Origin of the sequence: Veillonella dispar, assembly GCF_937975875.1 — a bacterium.
GTDB lineage: Bacteria > Bacillota > Negativicutes > Veillonellales > Veillonellaceae > Veillonella > Veillonella dispar_B.
In genome coordinates, this window is sequence record NZ_CALJSP010000151.1 from 1 (window position 1) to 15953 (window position 15953).

The window sequence follows — 15953 nt, forward strand, 5'->3', positions numbered from 1 at the left end:
TGCGTGCTGACCTCGGTGAATATACACCTAAACGCATAGGTCATTTTGATTTAATCAAGAAATACCAACATCACTTTGGATTTGAACGTCATTTAGATCGTCGCAATGCGCAGGTGGTGAGCGATATTTTGCATATCATGCGCGTTCAAGGTCGCGAGCTAGACTACAACATGAGCGGCTTCTTCAAATCAGATTGTCGTGAAATGTACCCAAGCCGCTTCATCCAAGGCATGGCAGCAGTTATCGGTGTACCATTTGTACTTGGCTCTGATGCACATAGCGTGGCAGATATAGAAAACGTTTGGGGCTAGCATAAAATCATTATTATAGTAAATACATGAAATATTAACGGTTCTATTGACAATTCTATAGAACCGTTATATTATAATTTCATGCTTTAATTAGATAAAGCGATAAAATAGGAAAGTATCGATATAGGTAAATTTTTTCTCATAGGTAAATGAAAGCCATTTAACTCGTTTGAAACTGATTATATGATGCTTTCACAGACATGAGAAATGAAATGATAGAAAGGATGTTTAGGATGGTACAGCAGCAATTACCTACGGGGTTCCGTGATGATATAGGGGCCGTAGCGGAGCGCAAGGATGATGTGAGCCAATATGTGCTCGGTCTATGTCGTAGTCGCCAATACACAAAGATCTCTACACCTCTTGTGGAGTACAAGGATGTATTTAATGGCTATGCAATGGGGCGCGGTCAGCATATGTACGAGTTCATGGATAGTTCTGATGAGTCCGTCGTAATTCGTCCTGATTTGACCATGCCGATTGGACGTTTCTTGGCCACTACTAATATTGAATTGCCTCGCACGTTCTACTATTTAGGCGATGTGTTCATGAAAAATAAAAAGCACCGTGGTGATGTGAATCAAGTAACGCAAGGCGGCATCGAGATGGTAGGCTATGAAGGCATTGAAGCAGAGCAAGAATGCTTTGCCATCATTAAAGAGGTAAACGAAACACAGCTTGGTAATAACTTATTGCTTGAGATTGGGGATGCTCGCTTCTCTCGTGCTATCACCGATGCGCTAGGCCTTAGTGATGAGGAAAGAACAGAGCTATTAGATGCTTTGTTTACCAAATATTTACCTCGTTACAACGAGTTGATTTCCGACTTTAAAAATAGTGCGTTATATCCATTCTTAACTGTATGGCCTCGCTTGTTTGGCACGGTCCGAGATATTAAAGATGAGCTCAACCAAATCATCTTGCCAGCAGCGGCGCAACGCATTTTAGACAATCTCGTCGATATGGCTAACCAAGTGGCTCAAACAGGCCAACAGGTTCGTATCGACGTGTCTACAGAACCGTTTCAATCTTATTACACAGGCCTCACCTTTAGAGGCTACGTGGATGGCGTATCTCAATACATCGTCAGCGGCGGCCGTTATGATGGCTTGCTCTCTAGCTTTGATGGTACGCCGATGCCTGCGGTGGGAATGGCTTTTAATATTGATGTGTTGACAGATGTTACCTTGAATGGTGAAAGCAACAATCAAGATAATGGCAAATTGCGTATAGCTCTTACAAAGGGCCGTGTAGAGAAGGATTTTATTCCTCTTCTAGAAGCATGCGGTATTGATTGTGAACCATTACGCAACAAGGCGCGTAAGCTCATCATTCCATTAGGTGATGCCATTGAGGTAATACTCGCTAAAGGCCCTGATGTAACAACATATTTGAAAAATGGTGTAGTAGACCTCGGTATTGTTGGTAGTGATGTACTAGATGAACAAGATGATACAAGCTATGAAATGCTTGATCTACAAACTGGTAAATGCCAATTTATTTTGGCCTCTCTTGCGGGCTATGATCCTAAAGAAGGTCGCCGCCAACGTATTGGTACAAAATATCCAACTATTACAAAACAGTACTTTGGGGCCCAAGATGTGGAAATCATCAAAATTGAAGGTTCCGTTGAGTTAGCACCTCTCGTAGGTCTAGCGGATGCCATCGTAGATATTACGGAAACGGGCACAACATTACGTGAAAACAACTTAGAAATCTTCGACTGGTTGCAAAAGATTTCTACTCGCTTAGTAGCTAATCCATTAGCGTTAAAACAAAAGAGAAATACTATTTTCAAACTAATAGACCAGCTTTCAGAAGCCATTAATAAATAAGAGATAGAACTAATAGTGCGAATAGCATATAGGAAGAAGGATAAGACATGAAAATTTATAAAGAATCATTAGATACGATGCTCGGTATCGTGCGAAATTATACGCAACAAACTACAGACATGGAAATTGAACGTCGCGTGTACGATATCATCGAGGATGTGCGCACCAATGGCGATGCGGCCTTAAAGGCCTATTCTGAAAAGTTCGATGCCGTTACTATCGAAGATTTCAAGGTGCCTCAAGAGGAAATCGATGCCGCTTATGAGTCCTTATCCGACGATTTAAAAGCGGCCTTATTAAAGGCAAAGGCTAATATCACTGAGTTCCACAGCCGTGAAATCGAGCAAGGCTTTGTAGATATGGATACACCAGGCATCATCCGTGGTCAGAAGGTAATTCCATTGGCTCGCGTTGGCCTTTACGTTCCTGGCGGTACAGCAGCATATCCTTCTACTATCATTATGACTGCGTTGCCAGCTAAAATTGCAGGTGTTAAAGAAATCGTTATGGTTACACCTCCTCAAAAGGACGGCATCAATCCTGCTGTATTGGGTGCTGCTAAGCTTGCTGGAGTTGATGCAGTATACCAAGTTGGTGGCGCTCAAGGTGTAGCAGCCCTTGCATATGGTACTGAAAGTATTCCAAAGGTCGATAAAATCGTAGGCCCTGGCAATATTTACGTAGCCACTGCAAAACGCCAAGTATTCGGTCAAGTCGATATCGACATGATTGCGGGCCCTAGTGAAATCGGTGTTATTGCTGACGACAGTGCTAATCCAGTTCATCTCGCCGCAGACCTCTTGTCCCAAGCGGAACATGATCCTCGGGCGCGCACTATTATGGTTACTACTAGTGAAAGCTTGGCAAATGCTGTATCCGATGAGGTAGAACGTCAATTGAAATTGTTGCCTCGTGAAAGCATCGCTCGTCCTGCTATTGAGAATAACAGCTATATTGCCGTTATGGACAGTGTTGAAGACATGTTTACAGTCATGAACGAAGTAGCACCAGAGCATTTAGAAATCCAATTACCAGATCCAATGAACTACATGAGCCTCGTTCAAAATGCAGGATCCGTATTCCTCGGCGCTTATGCATCTGAACCATTGGGCGACTACGTAGGCGGTACAAATCACGTGTTGCCAACAAGTGGTACAGCACGCTTCTCCTCTCCACTTGGTGTATATGATTTCGTGAAACGTACATCCTTTACACAATTTACAAAAGAACGGTTAGAAGAAGTGGCAATACACATCACTACATTAGCTCGTACAGAAGGCCTTGAAGCACATGCTCGCGCCATCGAAGTACGTTTTGAAAAATAGATTTGGAGTATAGAGGTCGTTATGATACGCACAGGTATGGTGCAACGCACCACGCAAGAAACAGATATTACAGTAGAACTTACCCTTGATGGGGCGCAAACGAGCTCCATCTCCACAGGGATTGGATTTTTTGACCACATGTTGACGCTGCTGGCAAAACACGGCCGCTTTGGTCTCGTGGTTGAGGCAAAGGGCGATACATACGTAGATGCTCACCACACCGTTGAGGACATCGGACTGGCGTTAGGTCAGGCTTTGGTGAAAGCCCTTGGCGATAAGGCTGGCATCGAGCGTTACGGCGATGCCTGGGTTCCTATGGACGAAGCACTAACACAAGTTGTAATCGACTTGAGCGGCCGTCCGTACCTTGTATTCCAAGGTGAATGGAGCACTCCAGTTCTTGGGGGCAACTTTGAAACAGAGCTAGTGGAGGATTTCTTTCAAGCTCTTGCTATGAGCGCTGCTATGAATTTACATGTTCGCAATCTATATGGTCGCAACACGCACCACATTATTGAAAGCATGTTTAAGGCTACAGGTCGCGCATTGCGCAAGGCCGTTACGATTAACCCAGATATTCAAGGGGTAAACTCCACAAAGGGTGTTATTTAATACAGTCATTTAATAAAGGAGAACCTATGATTTTTCCAGCTATAGATTTACAAGATGGTCGCAGCGTTCGCCTCTATAAAGGTGACTTCGCGCAGGAAACTGTTATCAATCCAGATCCAGTGGACCAAGCAAAACAATATGAAGATGCCAAGGTAGGCGCACTCCACCTCGTCGATTTAGACGGTGCTAAGGCAGGTAAGCCTGTTAATGTGGACATTGTAAAAGCAGTGCGTCAGGCTTTCACAGGCATCCTTGAAATCGGTGGAGGCATTCGAGATAAAGCAGCTGTTGACCTCTATTTAGGTTTAGGTGTAGACCGCGTTATCTTAGGTTCCGTAGCACTCAAAAATCCAGAGCTTACCAAACGAGTGATTGCTGAATATGGTGCAGAGCGCATTGTAATCGGCGTAGACGGTAAAAATGGTAAGGTCGCTGCTGAAGGTTGGCTCGATCAATCCGATGTGCCTATGACCGATTTGATTGGCGCTATGGTTGAAGGCGGCGCAAAGTACTTCATCGTTACCGATGTGGACAGAGATGGCACTATGCAAGGTGCTAACGAGGACTTGCTTGGCAATTTGCAAAAAGAATTCCCTACAGCGCGTATCGTTGCGTCTGGTGGCGTTCGTAATTTAGAAGACATTAAATCCCTTGAAGCTAAAGGCGTTATGGATAGCATCGTTGGTAAGGCTTTGTATGAAGGAACTATTACATTAGAGGAAATTGCCGGGTACAATCAACGGTAATTATATTGCTGATGCTATTCCTGTAGTATTTACAACATGTGTTGTTTAGCATGACCGATGAAATAGATTGATAACATTTAGTGGGGAGTAGAATTATGTTAGCGAAACGGATTATTCCATGCCTTGATGTGGATGATGGGCGCGTTAAAAAAGGGGTTAACTTTGTTAACCTCGTAGATGTAGGGAGTCCCGTAGATATTGCGGCTTCCTATGAACAGCAACAGGCTGACGAATTAGTATTCTTAGATATTACGGCTACTGTCGATGCACGGACTACTATGCGCGACGTGGTGCAAGAGATTTCTTCCCAGGTATTTATGCCGCTCACCGTTGGTGGTGGTATTAAGAGCGTTGATAATATGACGGCTTTGTTGAAAGCTGGCGCCGACAAGGTATCTTTGAATTCGGCAGCTCTTGCAAATCCTGAACTCATCACAGAAGGAGCTCAAAAGTTTGGTAACCAATGTATGGTAGTGGCTATCGATGTAAAAACAGACGAAGAGACTGGCGAATGGTACGCTTATACGCATGGTGGTCGTAAGCGCACCGAATGGAAAGCCCTCGATTGGGCTAAGGAAGCTGTCTCTCGTGGAGCAGGGGAATTGCTTGTAACGAGCATGGATAAGGACGGCACTAAATCTGGCTTTGATATCGAACTATATAAGGCCATTGAAGCCGTTGTAGATGTACCTATTATCGCATCTGGTGGTGCCGGCAAGGTTCAAGATTTTATAGACCTCTTTGAACAAACCGGCGTTACCGGTGCACTAGCGGCATCTATCTTCCACTTTGGAGAAATTAAAATCCCTGATCTTAAAAATGAATTACGAGCTCGAGGAATTACTGTACGATAAAAGTAATTTACATAATTAGAGTATGGTAAACGGATTAAATGCCTCCAATATGGTAATGGTACTAATTAAAACATTGAATTTTGAAAAGATTACTTGTATTAAAGGATTACTATATGAAACCGGATTTTGAAAAGGGAAATGGCTTATTGCCAACGGTTGTACAAGACGTAGACACAAAAGACGTGCTCATGGTGGCGTGGATGAACGAAGAAAGCTTTCACAAAACACTAGAGACAAAGGAAACGTGGTTTTGGTCTCGTTCTCGCCAAGAGCTATGGCACAAGGGTGGTACCAGTGGCAATGTGCAGCACGTGGTGAGCATGGCCCTCGATTGCGATGGAGATACCTTGCTCATTTTAGTTAAGCCAGAAGGTCCTGCGTGTCACACGGGGCGCACAAGCTGTTTCTTTAATGATGTAGATTGGAGTTAGTCATGGCACAACAAACATTGAACGAATTATACGAAATTATTAAGAACCGCAAAGCGCAACCTAAGGAAGGTTCTTATACGAATTACTTATTTGATAAAGGTCTCGATAAAATCTTGAAAAAGGTAGGCGAAGAGGCTACAGAGGTTGTCATCGCTGCAAAGAACGAAGATCCTCAAGAGTTGATTTACGAAACAGCAGATGTGTTGTATCACTTGCTCGTATTATTGGCGGAAAAAAATATCCCTTACGAAGCCATTGAGGCAGAACTTGCGAGCCGTGAAGGGGTAGTGAGCAAGACTACAGATCGTCCAGAGATTACGAATTTATAATGAACACCGTATGGTGAGCTTACATAAGTTCATATGAGTTTTAATAAATGTATTTGCATTGAAATACGTACATATGAGTTTAGATGAGTATATAAACACAAAATGAGTTTGAACGCGTGTATATACGTTAAGAAAATAGTTAGAAAGGATAGCCTATGAAAGAGATAATTCGCACATTGAAACCCTATATACCAGAGGAGCCTGCTGCAGCGGTAAAGGAACGTCTTGGGGTGGACCGATTAGTGCGCTTGTCAGCCAACGAAAATCCATACGGTACATCTCCATTGGTGCGCGAGGCTATCCTTAGCTATGTCACATATAATGATGCTAACTATTATCCTGATGGTAATGCTACCGACTTGCGTATGAAATTGGCTGCGTATTGGAAGGTACAACCAGAGCAACTCGTTATCGGTGTAGGCCTTGATGAGGTTATTGCCATGGTCAATAAAACATTGATCAGCGCTGGTGACTCCATCGTGGTAAGCGTGCCAGCTTTCTCCGAGTATGCTTTAAATGGTCTCGTTGAGGGAGCTGAAATTCGTGAGGTCCAAGCTGATTTTGAAACAGGTCACTATGATTTTGCTGCATTGTTGAAAGCTGTAGATGACACAACACGTCTCGTATGGATTTGTAATCCTAATAACCCGACAGGTACCTATGAAACTGTTGAAGATATCCGTAACTTTATTGCAAAAGTACCAAAAGACACACTAGTTATCATCGATGAGGCTTATATTGATTTTGTTACGTCCGTAGATGTTCCTACAGCACGTGCATTGCTAGATGAGTTCCCAAATGTAGCTATTATGCGTACCTTCTCCAAGGCATATGGTCTTGCTAATTACCGTGTAGGCTATATGATGACGCCTTTAGAGCTTGCGAACTATATGCAAACTATCCGCTTGCCATATAATCTCAATACTTTATCCCAAGTAGCAGCAGAAGCAGCCTTTGATGATCAAGCATTCTTAACAAGAACGATATCTCAAAATGCAGAAGAGCGGGCTAAATGGGAAAGCTTGTTTGATGAATTAGGTATTCACTACTACAAGAGTGAAGCGAACTTTATTTTCTTTGCTGTATCTGATGCAGAAGGCTTGGCTGATGCATGGTTAAAAGAAGGCTATCAAGTGCGCCGCGGACAACGGGAAGGTTGGTTGAGACTTACCATTCCAATGGCTCAAGATGGAGCTGTTATGCGCGGTATATTAAAACAATTCATGAATTAATCAATATGGGATATATCATATATACTAATAATTTGCGCCTTATGATATCAACTTTCATTCTATAGAATGGAGTTTAGCTTTTACCCAATTGAATGGCAGGAGTTTGTATCCTGTTTAGAGAATATATATAACGAAAACAACGTGAATGACGAGCCCTAGTAATGACTGGGGCTCATTAAGGCTGTTGAAAGGAGTATATTATGATTGCCATTATAGATTATGATGCGGGCAATACATTTAATGTTCAGAAAGCGTTGGCCTACATCGGACTTGATGCGGTGCTAACAGCAGATCCTGAGGTTATACTAAATGCTGATGGCGTTCTCTTGCCAGGTGTAGGCGCCTATGCGTCGGCAGTAGCAGTCCTTAAGGAACGTGGTCTCGTCGATGTCATTCATGAAGTGGTAAAACGAGAAATACCATTATTAGGTATTTGCTTGGGTATGCAGCTATTATTTGAAGAGTCCGAAGAATATGGCCCAACACCAGGCTTAGGACTTATTCCAGGCAAGGTAAAAGAAATTCCTCGTGACCTTGGCCTCAGTGTGCCCCACATGGGTTGGAACAAAAATACAGTGCACCATCCAGATAGTGCTTTCAGCAATGTAGACAATCAATATACCTATTTCGTTCATTCCTATTATGTAGATACAGACCCTGAATTTATTACATCCACTGCAAACTATGGTATCGATGTACCTGGCGTTGTAGAGCGCGGTAGAGTGTATGGAATGCAATTTCATCCTGAAAAAAGTGGTGTAGTAGGTTTAAATCTATTGCGTGCATTTGGCAATATTACGGAAGCCTATGCAGCGGCGAAACAATAGGAGGGTCATTCTATGTTAGCGAAACGTATTATTCCTTGCCTCAGTGTGGCCAATGGTCGTGTCCAGAATGGTGTGCAATTCCGAGATATGGTTGATGCCGGTAATCCTGTTGAATGTGCGGAACGTTATGAGATACAAGGGGCGGACGAACTTGTATTATTAGATATAACGGCTACAACAGAAGGCCGTAAAACCTTTACTGATATAGTACTCAATGCATCGGATAAGGTATTCATGCCATTAACTGTAGGTGGTGGCATTACTTCTGTGGAGGATATGATGCAGCTTATGAAAGCTGGTGCCGATAAGGTTTCTATCAATACGGCGGCATTATCTAATCCATCCCTTATTACAGAAGGGGCAAAGAAGTTTGGCAATCAAGGTATCGTTGTGTGCTTAGATGTAAAATATAATCCTTTTGAAAAAATGTGGTATGCCTATGGACATGGCACATCTGATGATCCGGGGGCACAATGCAAAAATGCTTTAGAATGGGCGAAAGAAGCGATAGACCGTGGTGCAGGTGAGTTATTGGTAACGAGTATCGATAGACATGGCACAGGTCTTGGCTTTGATATTGAATTATATCAGGCCTTGGCAGAGGTTGTTGATGTGCCTGTAACGGCCTTTGGTGGTGCTGGAAATATACAGCATTTTGTGGATTTATTTACAAAGACAAATGTAACTGGAGCTCTTGCTGACGCGTTGCTACATAACAAAGTTTTAACTATAAAAGATATTAAAAAAGCACTTCATGAAGTAGGCATCGTCGTAAGACAATAGATAATTACTATCAAAATAAAACGATAAAAGCATTCTCTTATTAACGGAGAATGCTTTTTAATTATGCTTTTAACTCATAATGTACATTCAAAATGAGAAATCGATAATTGACACTTTTATGTTTAGATATACAATAATTATTGTAAGTACTAAAAGTTTAGAGAGCCAATGTGGCATGGATGAGCAAAAGATTTATCAGATATTTTTATATAACACCATGTCACACAAGACAATTGGAGGTGTTTATATGGTTATGAATGGTATTTACTTAGTTATAGCCTCCGCGTGTATTCTAATTTTAGCGTACCGCTTTTACGGGGCTTTCATAGCGGCGAAAGTATTAACATTGGATGAATATCGTCCAACGCCAGCTATGGTTCACAACGACGGTCACGATTACGTGCCAACTAACAAATGGGTAACATTTGGTCATCACTTTGCAGCGATTGCTGGTGCAGGTCCTCTTGTAGGTCCTGTTATCGCAGCCCAGTTCGGGTATTTGCCTGGCGCATTATGGATCCTTATCGGTTCCGTATTAGCTGGCGCTGTACATGACATGGTTATCTTGTTCGCATCTGTTCGCTATGATGGTAAATCTATTGCGGATATTGCACGGGAAGAAATCAGTAAATTTGCTGGTTTCGGTGCTATGCTTGCTACATTGTTCCTATTGATCATCACCCTTGCTGGTATGGCCGTAGTAGTAGCTAACGCATTGCATAACTCCCCATGGGGTTTCTTCTCCGTATTTGCTACAATTCCAATCGCTATTTTCATTGGTATTTATTTGAAATGGTTGCGTCCTGGTAAAATTCAAGAAGCAACTATTATCGGTGTAGCATTGATCTTCGCAGCTATTATCTACGGTCCAAACGTAGCAGCTAGCGAATATGCTTCTTGGTTCACATATGACTTGCAAACTATTGAAATCATGCTTGCAGTCTATGGTTTCTTTGCAGCAGCATTGCCAGTATGGTTATTGCTTGCTCCTCGTGACTATTTGTCCACATACCTTAAAATCGGTACAATCGGCGCATTGGCTCTTGGTATTATCATCGTAATGCCTGAAATTCAAATGCCAGCTGTTACTCCTTATATCTGGGGTGGCGGTCCTGTATTGAAAGGTTCTGTATTCCCTTACATCTTCATTACTATCGCATGTGGTGCGTTGTCTGGTTTCCATACTGTTATCGCAACAGGTACAACACCTAAAATGCTTACTAATGAAAAAGAAATCTTGCCTATCGGCTATGGTGCAATGTTAACAGAAGGCTTCATCGCTATGATGGCGTTGATCGCAGCTACTGCATTGCATCCAGATGATTACTTCGCAATTAACTCCACTGTTGAATCCTTCAAAGCGTTAGGCCTTCAAGTTCATGAATTGCCAGCATTGTCCGCAATGGTTGGTGAAGACTTGATGCATCGTCCTGGTGGTGCCGTATCCCTTGCAGTAGGTATGGCTCATATCTTCTCCAGATTGCCTAACATGGATCACTTATTGGGTTACTGGTATCACTTCTGTATCATGTTCGAAGCATTGTTCATCATGACTTTGATCGATGCTGGTACTCGCGTAGGTCGTTACTTACTTCAAGAATTATTAGGTCATTTCCATCCTAAATTCAACGACCAACATTGGGCTCCTGGCGTTTATGGTTGTGCAGCTTTAATTTGTGTATTGTGGGGCTACCTAGTTCTACAAGGTAACATCGGTATTATTTGGCCTCTATTCGGCGTATCTAACCAATTATTAGGTACTATGACATTGGCTGTAGGTACTACAGTTATCATGCGACTTGGCCGCAAACGTTATGCATGGGTAACAGGTATTCCTTGTATTCTCATGGCTATCGTGGCTATCGCTGCAGACTTTGAAAACGTATTTAACAGCTACATTCCAGCTGGTAAATGGATCCTAGTAGCATTCAGTGCTGCTATGTTCCTCATGATTCTTATCGTATTAGTAGAAGCAGTTCGCAGCTGGATTCGTTTGTCTGACATTCCTCAAGACTATCGCACTCAAGCTGAAATCGAAGCTGAAAGCCTCGTAAAATACGGTAAAGAAGCAAAAGCATAATAGCTTGTTTTATTAAACATTTAAAAGAGCACTCATAAAGAGTGCTCTTTTTTATATAATTAGTGTATTTCATGGAAATCTATAGGGCTGAAAATAAAATTCTATAGAATTTATTGACATGAATAGAAATCTAATATAGGATGTATGTAGTGATGTTTATTACTACAATAAAATAGTTAGGTAACGGCGCCTTGCATGCAGAGTTTCTGCGAGCAAGGCGCTTTTTGTATGGAAAGGAGTATCTTATGGTCAATATGATTGATACGGGCAACACAGCATGGGTCTTGTTGTGTGCTGCATTAGTATTCTTTATGACACCTGGTTTAGCGTTATTTTATGGTGGGATGGCGCGTAGTAAAAATGTGCTAGGTACGATCATGCAGAGCTTCTTTTTGATTGGTGTCATCTCTGTTGAGTTTATTTTGATAGGCTATACGTTGATTTTTGGTGATGATCTACATGGCATCATCGGCGACTTTAGTAAATTTGGCCTTGGTGGTGCGGAGACAGCCATCTTAAGTGGTACACATATTCCTGAGCTTGCTTTTGTAGCATTTCAATGCATGTTTGCTGTCATTACACCAGCCATCATGAGTGGTTCTATTACAGGTCGGATGCGCTTTGCTCCCTTTGTAATATTCGCTTTGTTATGGTCCATCTTTGTATATAATCCGATGGCTCATTGGATTTGGGGTGGTGGATTCCTTAGCGATTTAGGTGCATTAGACTTTGCCGGAGGGCTTGCGATTCACGTGTTGTCCGGTGTGTCTGGGTTGACCTTGTGTATGTTGCTAGGACGTCGCCGCGGCTATGGACGCATGCCTATGCTGCCTCACCATTTGCCGATGACAATTCTTGGGGCTGCTATTCTATGGTTCGGTTGGTTTGGCTTTAATGCAGGCTCTGCTCTTGGTGTAGGGTTCCTTGCGGCTAATGCCGTTTTAACTACACAAATCTCTGCAGCGGTTGGTATTGTAGGCTGGGTGCTAGTAGAAATGATGCACCGCGGTAAACCTACTGTATTAGGAGCTGCCTCTGGCGGTGTATCTGGCCTTGTGGCGATTACACCAGCAGCAGGCTTTGTAACGCCTATGGCGGCCATTATAATTGGTTTTGTCGGTGCCGTTGTATGTTATCTTGCGGTAGCCATTATTAAAAACCGCCTTGGCTACGATGATTCTCTTGATGCCTTTGGTATTCATGGTGTAGGCGGCACGTGGGGCGCTATCGCTACAGGTTTATGGGCTACAACGACGATTAATCCTGATGGGGCTAATGGTTTGTTCTATGGCGGTTCCTTATTAGGCCCTCAATTACTTTCACTTGTGATTGCCTATGTATTTGCCATTCTAGGTACATTTATACTATTTAAAATCGTCAGCGCCTTTATGGATATGCGCGTTAGCATTGGCTCTGAATCACTTGGCATCGATATTAGTGAACATGGCGAAGGTGCTTATAATCAATCTGAATTTAAAAGCTCAGGGCGATTTATTTCGTCCAATCAAACGTCATTGTTATGATTTGTGATAGATACATAGTAAGGTACAATTGGATGTATATATGCTGTAATTGGTGAAAGTTAGGTTATATAATGCGTACTTCTGTACCACATAGGAGATAGATATATGAAACGAATGAAAAAGGTAGATATAATCGCTCGTGCAGAGCAGCTAGAGGATTTAAAAGAGGCGTTAAACAAGATTGGCATTCAAGGCATGACGGTGTCACAAGTCTTCGGCTGTGGATTACAAAAGGGCCATACCGAAGTATATCGGGGCCAACAATATGATGTAAATTTAATTCCTATGGTAAAAGTTGAAACCGTTGTGTGTGATGTGCCTGTGGATCTCGTGATGGATACAGCACGTAATACATTACAAACTGGTGAAGTAGGGGACGGTAAAATTTTTGTATACGATGTAGAAGACGCGATGCGTATACGGACAGGCACAAGAGGTACTAAAGCTGTAACAGACGACGAAGCATAACAACCGAATACTAAAACAGAAAAAAGACGAGGTTTACCCTCGTCTTTTTTCTGTTTAACTCTTTTCGAGTAATGCTTCATATCATTATTATTATCAGAGTTTAGGAATATATTTTATTTTAATGGGACACCTTTGTAACAAACGTTATGAAATGAGTGGTCTATACATAATGAGCGACTTAGCTCGCTTTGGAGCGAAGTTGTATAGACCACTCATTTCAATATACCGGCCGCTACGTTTTAGGGCCCCATTAAAATAAAATTATAAATGCATCATGATATAATAATGCTATGAAACATTACATACGTTCCTATTGGACAAAATATAAACAATTGTATAAGAAAGGCCTAAAAGGCATTGCTGCTTTTCTTGCCATTGGAGCGATTATTTTCTTTGTGTTGGCTACGATAGCGAGTCGTGGGATGGGCGTTATCTTCAATGAGGTTATGGCTCGGCAAACGATGATGCGTGGTTCTGTAACCGTAGAGAGTTTAACTGCAACACCGTGGGGGACATTATCTTTTACCGACTTGGTGTGGAAAGATCCTGAAGGCCGTGAATTGCTTACCGTTCCAAGTGGTAAGATTCGCGTCAATATGTGGGACGTAGTCACTCGTAACTTTAAGGCTTCCGCTATCAATGGCATTGAGCTCAACGATGCTACAATCGTAGTCGATCTAGATGATAATAACCGACTAGACTTCGTACCTGCATCGCCTGATGTGAATAAGCCTCTCGATGAAGTAGAACCTCGCCCTAAGCCGCCTAAAAAGACTACTCAAGATCGGCAAGAGGAATTGGCGAAGAAGGTTCGTAATTTTAATTGGGAAGGCCAACATTTGGACCTTACCATTACACTTAGAAATAATCAGTTAGAAATCTTTCAGAAAAATCGTCACTATGTGATGAAGAATGTAGAGGCTAAAATTCATCTTGATAGTAAGCGCGCTATTTGCGTTGATATGGAAACCGGTAAGTTTGGTGGAACCGCTATTGGTGATGGAATGACACTAAAAGGACGCGTTGATTTAAAGGATGTGTTGAAGCATCGCATGCCTCAACTGGATTTACAGTTTGATGTGAAAGGCGTAGACCCAGCATCCCTTGGTTTTGGCGATAATATTCACGATGCTATGACCTTGTTGACAAAGGTAACAGGTGATTTTAATCGACCGTTAGCTAAAGGCCGTGTAACGATGCCTATTTTACGTATTCCTGCGCTTACCTTTGAAAACGTCGTGGGTGATGTAACGTACCAAGATGGCATTTTAAATTTTGAAAATGTTAATGCTAATGTGTACAGTGGCAAATTAGAGGCAAAAGGGGTATACAATTTAGATACAAGAGCCTATACCATTACAGGAGTAGCTAAGGATTTAGATAGTAGTGAGGCCCTTAAAACACCTGAGTTCGTCGTTCCTGTATCGGCTAATTTGAACTTTAAAAGCGAAGGTAAGCCTCGTGATATGGAGGTGTGGGGAAATTTCTGGTCTGGTGAAGGCCATTATATGCTCATTCCAATTAAAAATATTACAGGAAACTTTCATAATAAGGGACGTCATTTATCATTTAGTGATGTGACAGTTAATACGAATATTACGACCATTTCTACAGATGCGTTGCGCATCGATAATGGGCAACTCACCATGGGGCCTCTTAACATTACATCGCATGGGGGCAGTAATTTTATCCTCTATGACGAGTCCTTCGATGAGATTGATGAGAACATGGATCGGATTAAAGTTGGGATGAAGCAAGCTGGTGAAAATAGTAAGCGTGCCTCTGATTCAGCTAAAGGTATAGATAGTATCAAGGTTCCCGATGATGTAAAAGAATCTGTTGGTGATGTAAAACGCCAAATGAATGAGGTGAAAGATGCTTTCAAAGGTATCAAAATAAAGTGATAAATGAAATATAAATGATATTAACTCTCTTTCATTGTGCATTTATTTAGATGGTTTATAATAAATCTCCGTTATCATAATTTTTGATAAAATACTTTTGTGTTATTTGGAGGTTTTTTATGAAAGCATCAAAACAATTCTCTATCGTTTTGGCCGCAGCTGTACTTGCTTTTGGCGCTGTTACAGTAGCACCACAACAAGCAGACGCTTCTTATGGCTACAAATATACTGATTCCCAACGTCCGCCAGTATCTACTCCAACAGGTTATGTTAATCCAGCTATGGGTTCTACAGTAACTGTTACAGATCCTGCACCTACTACAAATAAATTGACTACTCCTAAAGCTAGTACTACTATTGAAAACATTACTGTGACTAATGTTGCACCAAAATACTCTGATTACAATGATATTGCAGCATACTCTCTAGCAGTAGCTGACTATTTCATGGCGAAGATCATGGCTATATATGGTAGTGGTAATACGGCACTTAACCGTTATGGTTTTGGCAGATAATATAGTCATCAAATTTAGTAAAACTAATTTCGAATAATTATATATGCTATATAATAAAAAGGTCCCGTATGGGACCTTTTTATTTGCATAAATTTTTTAATGCGTTGAGAGCTTGCTCAACAATCTCTTAACCGTAACGAGCTGATTCGCCTGGAAGGTGTTGCCGAAGTGACTCTTT

At 41.9% G+C, this 15953-nt stretch carries 15 protein-coding genes and 1 pseudogene; all 16 read left to right on the top strand.

Annotated features, from left to right (window positions below; all coding sequences use genetic code 11):
* A pseudogene (locus Q7P05_RS07230) lies at positions 1 to 311 on the top strand (histidinol-phosphatase); the annotation flags it as partial.
* A gap of 233 nt (positions 312 to 544) precedes the next feature.
* Positions 545 to 2146, top strand: a complete 1602-nt coding sequence (gene hisG / locus Q7P05_RS07235; RefSeq protein ID WP_303931364.1) for an ATP phosphoribosyltransferase — start codon at positions 545 to 547, stop codon at positions 2144 to 2146.
* Between the two features lie 47 nt (positions 2147 to 2193).
* Positions 2194 to 3471 carry a histidinol dehydrogenase gene (gene hisD, locus Q7P05_RS07240; RefSeq protein ID WP_303931365.1) on the top strand — a complete coding sequence of 426 codons (1278 nt, stop codon included), beginning with the start codon at positions 2194 to 2196 and terminating at the stop codon, positions 3469 to 3471.
* A 21-nt stretch (positions 3472 to 3492) separates the two neighbouring features.
* On the top strand, positions 3493 to 4083 hold the full coding sequence (gene hisB, locus Q7P05_RS07245; protein ID WP_295824350.1) for an imidazoleglycerol-phosphate dehydratase HisB: 591 nt from the start codon (positions 3493 to 3495) through the stop codon (positions 4081 to 4083).
* A gap of 26 nt (positions 4084 to 4109) precedes the next feature.
* The gene (gene hisA / locus Q7P05_RS07250; protein ID WP_295824348.1) at positions 4110 to 4829 is read left to right on the top strand and encodes a 1-(5-phosphoribosyl)-5-[(5-phosphoribosylamino)methylideneamino]imidazole-4-carboxamide isomerase; all 720 of its coding nucleotides are present in this window, start codon (positions 4110 to 4112) and stop codon (positions 4827 to 4829) included.
* A 95-nt stretch (positions 4830 to 4924) separates the two neighbouring features.
* Entirely contained in the window at positions 4925 to 5683 is a 759-nt protein-coding gene (gene hisF, locus Q7P05_RS07255) for an imidazole glycerol phosphate synthase subunit HisF (RefSeq protein WP_295824345.1), read from the top strand.
* A gap of 113 nt (positions 5684 to 5796) precedes the next feature.
* Positions 5797 to 6114 carry a phosphoribosyl-AMP cyclohydrolase gene (gene hisI / locus Q7P05_RS07260; RefSeq protein ID WP_295824343.1) on the top strand — a complete coding sequence of 106 codons (318 nt, stop codon included), beginning with the start codon at positions 5797 to 5799 and terminating at the stop codon, positions 6112 to 6114.
* Between the two features lie 2 nt (positions 6115 to 6116).
* Positions 6117 to 6443: a phosphoribosyl-ATP diphosphatase gene (gene hisE, locus Q7P05_RS07265; protein ID WP_005387497.1), complete on the top strand. Its 327-nt coding sequence runs from the start codon at positions 6117 to 6119 to the stop codon at positions 6441 to 6443.
* A gap of 155 nt (positions 6444 to 6598) precedes the next feature.
* Positions 6599 to 7675: a histidinol-phosphate transaminase gene (hisC, locus tag Q7P05_RS07270; RefSeq protein WP_295824341.1), complete on the top strand. Its 1077-nt coding sequence runs from the start codon at positions 6599 to 6601 to the stop codon at positions 7673 to 7675.
* Between the two features lie 200 nt (positions 7676 to 7875).
* Complete coding sequence (hisH, locus tag Q7P05_RS07275) at positions 7876 to 8502, top strand: imidazole glycerol phosphate synthase subunit HisH (protein WP_287537152.1); 627 nt, start codon at positions 7876 to 7878, stop codon at positions 8500 to 8502.
* A gap of 12 nt (positions 8503 to 8514) precedes the next feature.
* Positions 8515 to 9285, top strand: coding sequence for an imidazole glycerol phosphate synthase subunit HisF (gene hisF, locus Q7P05_RS07280; RefSeq protein WP_295824339.1), 771 nt, complete (start codon positions 8515 to 8517; stop codon positions 9283 to 9285).
* 247 nt (positions 9286 to 9532) lie between these two features.
* Positions 9533 to 11365 carry a carbon starvation protein A gene (locus Q7P05_RS07285; protein ID WP_295824337.1) on the top strand — a complete coding sequence of 611 codons (1833 nt, stop codon included), beginning with the start codon at positions 9533 to 9535 and terminating at the stop codon, positions 11363 to 11365.
* Between the two features lie 245 nt (positions 11366 to 11610).
* On the top strand, positions 11611 to 12888 hold the full coding sequence (locus Q7P05_RS07290; protein WP_295826486.1) for an ammonium transporter: 1278 nt from the start codon (positions 11611 to 11613) through the stop codon (positions 12886 to 12888).
* Positions 12889 to 13002: 114 nt separating this feature from the next.
* Positions 13003 to 13356, top strand: a complete 354-nt coding sequence (locus Q7P05_RS07295) for a P-II family nitrogen regulator (protein ID WP_213467964.1) — start codon at positions 13003 to 13005, stop codon at positions 13354 to 13356.
* A 290-nt stretch (positions 13357 to 13646) separates the two neighbouring features.
* Entirely contained in the window at positions 13647 to 15260 is a 1614-nt protein-coding gene (locus Q7P05_RS07300; RefSeq protein WP_303931369.1) for a membrane biogenesis protein AsmA, read from the top strand.
* 119 nt (positions 15261 to 15379) lie between these two features.
* Positions 15380 to 15775 carry a hypothetical protein gene (locus Q7P05_RS07305; RefSeq protein WP_119206577.1) on the top strand — a complete coding sequence of 132 codons (396 nt, stop codon included), beginning with the start codon at positions 15380 to 15382 and terminating at the stop codon, positions 15773 to 15775.
* The last annotated feature ends 178 nt before the right edge of the window (positions 15776 to 15953 follow it).